Source organism: Sphingobium sp. (assembly GCF_049304695.1).
Taxonomy (GTDB): domain Bacteria; phylum Pseudomonadota; class Alphaproteobacteria; order Sphingomonadales; family Sphingomonadaceae; genus Sphingobium.
The window spans coordinates 1-5,409 of record NZ_JBAQOK010000063.1 but is presented as its reverse complement, the minus strand read 5'-3'; the positions used below and the strand labels follow the sequence as shown (position 1 = coordinate 5,409).

Annotated in this window: 2 protein-coding genes and 4 pseudogenes; all 6 read left to right on the top strand. The window is 59.1% G+C overall.

What is annotated here, in order from left to right:
- Positions 1-120: 120 nt before the first annotated feature.
- Positions 121-417: pseudogene (locus tag WA070_RS10600) on the top strand (TetR/AcrR family transcriptional regulator); the annotation flags it as partial.
- Positions 418-524: 107 nt separating this feature from the next.
- Positions 525-2,273 carry an acyl-CoA dehydrogenase family protein gene (locus WA070_RS10595; RefSeq protein ID WP_422633945.1) on the top strand — a complete coding sequence of 583 codons (1,749 nt, stop codon included), beginning with the start codon at positions 525-527 and terminating at the stop codon, positions 2,271-2,273.
- Positions 2,274-2,337: 64 nt separating this feature from the next.
- A pseudogene (locus WA070_RS10590) lies at positions 2,338-2,838 on the top strand (acetyl-CoA C-acyltransferase); the annotation flags it as partial.
- A gap of 47 nt (positions 2,839-2,885) precedes the next feature.
- Positions 2,886-3,141, top strand: a pseudogene (locus WA070_RS10585) (FAD-binding protein); the annotation flags it as partial.
- A gap of 145 nt (positions 3,142-3,286) precedes the next feature.
- Positions 3,287-4,168, top strand: coding sequence for an alpha/beta fold hydrolase (locus WA070_RS10580; protein ID WP_422633944.1), 882 nt, complete (start codon positions 3,287-3,289; stop codon positions 4,166-4,168).
- Between the two features lie 449 nt (positions 4,169-4,617).
- Positions 4,618-5,284 (top strand): annotated as a pseudogene (locus WA070_RS10575) (IS110 family transposase); the annotation flags it as partial.
- Positions 5,285-5,409 lie beyond the last annotated feature (125 nt).

The window sequence follows — 5,409 nt, the reverse complement described above, 5'->3', positions numbered from 1 at the left end:
CACCTATGACTTCACGTGGATGTGGGAAGAACTAGGACTCAGCGACCTCCGGCGATAAAGACCCTCATACGGTTCTCGAAATGTTCTCGCTTAGCGTTGTCTGGCGTACGTTCCACGCCATGCCCTCCACTTCTTGAAATCCAGGCGGACGTCGACTCTCTGACATTTCCCCTGATGAATGATTTTCGTGAAGTGCCGGACGATGTCCGCCGCCAGTTGATCGCCCGTCGCGACGCTTTCGAGCAGCCCTTTCGCGAATTGATCGCGGACCTGCCGCTTCCTGCGGATATAGACCGATCAATTTACCGAAACCTCTTGCTGGCCCAGCTCAATAGCGCTGCACATTGGTACCGGCCCGGCCGTCTCTCGCTCGAAGACCTGGGCCAGCAAATCCTACGCATTTTTCGCCAGCAATAACAAAGGCGCGCGACAGAAAGTGCGAGAAAGATTTAACATCGTTGATTATGTAGCAGTCGTTTGGTACAATATAAGTGGCTGACGCTTCCTATCCATATGAGATCCACATGCATTCCTACGTTCCTCCGATTACCGACTATCGGTTCCTCCTCACCGAAGTGCTCGGATTTGATGCCGCAATGGCGGAACTCAACAAGGCGGATACCGAAACCGACCTCGCGGTGACGATCCTGGAAGAAGGCGGGAAGTTCTGCGCGGAGCAGCTTCATCCCATCAACAGCAGCGGCGACGCAGAAGGTAGTAGTCTCGAGAATGGAGCGGTTCGCACGCCATCCGGCTTTGCAGATGCCTATCGCCAGTTCGCCGCAGGCGGTTGGACCTCGCTGTCTGCAGATCCGGCGTATGGAGGGCAGGGGCTCCCATTCATTCTCCAGTTGTGGCTGGACGAGATGCTCTCGGCGGCGAATCTTTCGTTCGGCCTATTCCCGGGGCTAACCCGGGGGGCAGCGGAGGCGATTGCGGCTCATGGGAGCGAAGCACTGAAGTCCATCTATCTGCCGCCCATGATCAGCGGCGCGTGGACGGGCGCGATGGCTCTGACTGAAAGCGGGGCGGGTACTGATCTGGCGCTGCTCAAAACAAAGGCGGAACAGAGCGGTGATGGCACGTATGTCATCACGGGCACGAAAATTTTCATATCATCGGGTGATCACGATTTCGGCGGGAATGTCGTCCACCTGGTTCTCGCCCGGCTGCCTGATGCGCCGCCGGGGGTCAAAGGTATCAGTCTCTTCCTCGTGCCCAAGTTCGCGCCGGACGCTGCAGGTGACTTCACGACACGGAACGCGATGTCGGTCGGAGCCTTGGAAAAGAAGATGGGCATTCATGCCCAACCCACCTGTGTCATGAACTATGATGGCGCGACCGGCTGGCTGGTCGGCGAGCCACACTGCGGATTGGCGGCGATGTTCACGATGATGAATGCCGAGCGGTTGATGGTAGGTATTCAGGGGCTGGGTGTCGCCGGTGCCGCCTATCAACAAGCTTCAGCTTATGCGCGAGAGCGCCTGCAGGGACGCGGCACCGATGGCGGAGCGGGGCCGGTCGCGATTATCGAACATGCCGATGTTCGACGCATGCTTCTCAATGTCCGGGCCTTCGTTGAGGCGGGGCGAGCTCTCGCGGGGTGGACAGCACTTCAACTCGATCGGGCGCACGGGCATAACGATGCAGCAGAGCGAGCGAAATCTGATGGCTTCGTGGCCTTGCTGACGCCTGTCGTGAAAGCAGCATTCACCGACTTCGGCTTCGAGAGCGCCGTTCAGGCTCAGCAGGTATTCGGCGGCCACGGCTACATACGCGAGTGGGGCATGGAACAGTATGTCCGTGATGCTCGCATCGCGCAAATCTACGAAGGTACCAATGGCGTGCAGGCGATCGATCTGGTGGGGCGCAAACTTGCGCTAGGCGGAGGTTCGGTCGTCGAGGGCTTTTTCGACCTCGTCGCCATGGAGATCGATGAGGCTTCTGCTGGTTCCGATCTGATTGTTGCGGCAAAGACGCGCGACGCGCTTTTGCTGCTCCGCGAAGCGACCAAGGTGCTCCACGGCGCGTCGATCGATCAAGGCGGCGCGGCAGCGGTCGACTATCTGCGGCTCTTCGCGCTCGTTGCATTGGGATGGATGTGGACCCGCATGGCCGTCGCTGCCAAAAAAGGCACTTCGCCATTGCATCACGCCAAACTTTGCGTTGCAGACTTCTTCGCACAGCGCGTGTTGCCGCAGGCGCAGGGCTTGGCCGTAAGTATCGCCGCAGGCGAGCGGCCAGTGATGGCGCTGCCTTCCGAGGCTTTCTGATAACAAGAGTGTTTGCTTGGTCGAGCCGCGCCTCGGCGACGCAGCCCGACTATGGAGATTTCGAATGACGGACGTTTTCCTGGTCTCAGCGGCTCGCACGCCAATTGGCAGCTTCGGCGGTGCTCTCAAGGCGCAAAAGCCCGGCGAGCTAGCCGCGCATGTCGCCAAAGCCGTGATTGCAAGGGGAGGAATCGACCACAAGCTGGTGGGAACGTTGTGTCGGGCAACGTCATCCATACTGGGCTGCGCGACGCTTATGCTGCCCGAAGCGCGGCGATGGAGGCGGGCGTCGCGTAACAGGAGCCGGCCCATACCGTCAACCGCCTCTGTGGGTCAGAACTTCAGGCGATCATTAGCGCGGCCCAGTCGGTTATGCTCGGGCGACTGCGAGATCCCGATCGGGGCGGGGGTCGAGATAGTGAGCCGGGCTCCCTATTTGGCGCCATCGGTTCGGTGGGATTGGAAAATGGGGGTGGCGACTCTCCTCGCCGGTCTGACCGGCACGCTCACGGATCCCTCTCACCGTTATCATATGGGCGTAACGGCCGAGAACATTGCCACTCGCCACCGTATCACCCGTAATGAACAGGATGCGCTAGCGCTCGAAAGCCAGCGGCGCGCGGCGCCGTCGATGCCGACTACGTGCCCAATGACTATCAGGTCGGCCAGACCGGCAAGATTGTCGCGCCGGACGTCTCTGTCGCGATCGGAATATCGGGTGCGATCCAGCATTTGGGGGCATGAAGGACTCTAAGACTATCATCGCCATCATCAAGAACGAGGGTGCTCCCGATTTTCCAGGTCGCGGAGGTCTGCCTCGTTAGGTGTTCTGTTCAAGGTCATCCCGGAGCTGATGGAAGAGCTATGAGCGATGATGTCTTGGTAGGGGGCGTCTTAGTCAGGACTTCAATCGTCGAATATGAAATCTCATGAGTGACACCAGAACCTTGAAATGAGCCCAGTTTAGTTCAGAGCTGCACATCGTCCCAACTTCAAATGCAAAGGTGCTTTTTTTGACTAAAGATCCCTCTTGGCAAACCGAAATCCAAACGGTGGTCAGTCATGTTCAAGGCGGCGGGCAGAACGTCGTCGTAACCGAGACGGCGGGTTCGCAGGCGGGTGCGACGATCGTCTTGATGCATGGCGGCGGTCAAACGCGCCACAGCTGGGGCACGGCACTTCGGACATTTGCTGCAGCGGGGTACCGGACCATTGCCTATGATGCCCGGGGGCACGGTGAAAGCCAGTGGGCGGAAGATGGCGATTATACCTTCGCGGCGCTTGCCGCTGACCTCAAGGCGATCCTCAAAGACGTCGAGGGGCCCGTCGCTCTTGTTGGCGCATCAATGGGTGGCATTGCGGCCTATCGGGCGATTGGGGACGGGTTGGTGCGCGCTAGCGCCTTAGTGCTGGTCGATATTGTGCCCAATCCTGCTCAGCGCGGGGGAGAGCGGATTGTCGCTTTCATGACGTGTAACCGCGATGGATTTGCATCGGTAGACGAGGCGGCCGATGCGGTTTCAGCTTATTACCCAGAGCGCCAAAGGCCGAACGATATATCCGGCCTTCGAAAGAATCTGAGATTGCGTCCAGATGGTCGGCTAGGTTGGCATTGGGATCCGCGGCTCTTCGGGAATGGCCCGACTACCGAGCCGCCTGACATTGCTAGCTGGGCGATCGACATGGCGAGTTCGGTTACACTGCCGGTTTTGCTCGTTCGGGGAGGGGCCAGCGACGTTGTGGACGCAGAGGCTGTAACCGGAGCACGAAAGCTGCTGCCTCAGTTGGAGGTATTGGAGGTCCCAGGTGCAGGGCACATGATCGTGGGAGACCAAAATGACGCCTTCAACGCAGGCGTATTGGACTTTGTCGGCCGTTACATGCCTTCGAGGTAGAGCGATCCCTTGTGTTGCTCTGATGTTTCATGCGTCTTGACAGATATGGTGCCGGGTGGACACCAGCTATCAGCGCATCAACAGATTGGAGCCCATCGTAACGCTTTCATTCTATCATCTGCGATGGCGCCCCGTGAACGCGGCTCAACCAATTTGCGCCAAGCAAGCCAAGACGTAATCTCGCCATCTTCGATCGACGCCGCTCTTGCATTGCAGAGCAGTTTCTCCGGCGGATATTTCTTGGTCAACCCATTGCCGCAAACATCTGCAAGGTGCCCGAAGGCAATTTGCGTGGCACTGACCTTATGAGACCTGTGCGCGGATGGGTGTGGACATCCACTTCGAACGCTGATTCTATGGGTTTTCCGTAAGACCGTATGTCCGCCTCGTTGTTAGAGGTGGTTCGCCCTACACTGGTGATCCGAGGGTTGCTCGGGTGGGCCGACCCGATCCTCACGCGAGGAGGACGAACCGTAGGACACCCTACAGAAGTTTTCATAGGAATCGACGTCGCAAAGGCGCGAAATGCGATCGCGGTCGCTGATGGCGAGGTCTATGCATCGTCTGACGCGATGAAGCGCATCTTGCTCCGGATCGCGGCGAAATATGATGTGGTGCATTGCTGCTATGAGGCCGGGCCGACAGGATACGGGCTATATCGCCTGATCATCGAGCTCGGGCATTCCTGCATGGTGGTGGCACCTTCGTTGATCCCGAAGCGCGCCCGCGACCGCGTGAAGACGGATCGGCGCGACGCGATAATGCTCGCTAGACTGCTACGAGCCGGCGAACTGACGGCGGTGTGGGTGCCTGATGCGGGGCATGAAGCGATGCGCGATCTCGTTCGCGCACGCGCCGCTGCGGTCGAGACCCAGCGTGTTCACCGGCAACAGGTCAGCCCGTTCATGCTGAAGCATGGCCGCATCTTTCCCGCGCAAGACGACATGGGGCGCCCGCCACTTTCGGTGGCTTCAGGAGCAGCGCTTCGATCATCCAGCCCACCAGATCGCATTGCAGGAACTGGTCGACGCGGTCCGGGTCGCGAAGGAACGGATTGGGCGCATCGAAGCGGCGATCGAGGAGTTTTTGCCGAGCTGGTCGCTGGCGCCCGTCGTTGGGTCGTGCGGCTGAGCGGAACAGAAAAGTGTCATAAGGAGCCGTTTGGCTCAATGCAGCGATAGATAGTGGCCGGGTGAACATTGAAGGTCCTGGCGACGGAGCTGATTGATTTGCCCTCCAGA

What these genes read in the sequence shown, in the direction of transcription:
- WA070_RS10595 (WP_422633945.1), top strand. Translation starts at nt 525, where the DNA reads ATGCATTCCTACGTTCCTCCGATTACCGACTATCGGTTCCTCCTCACC.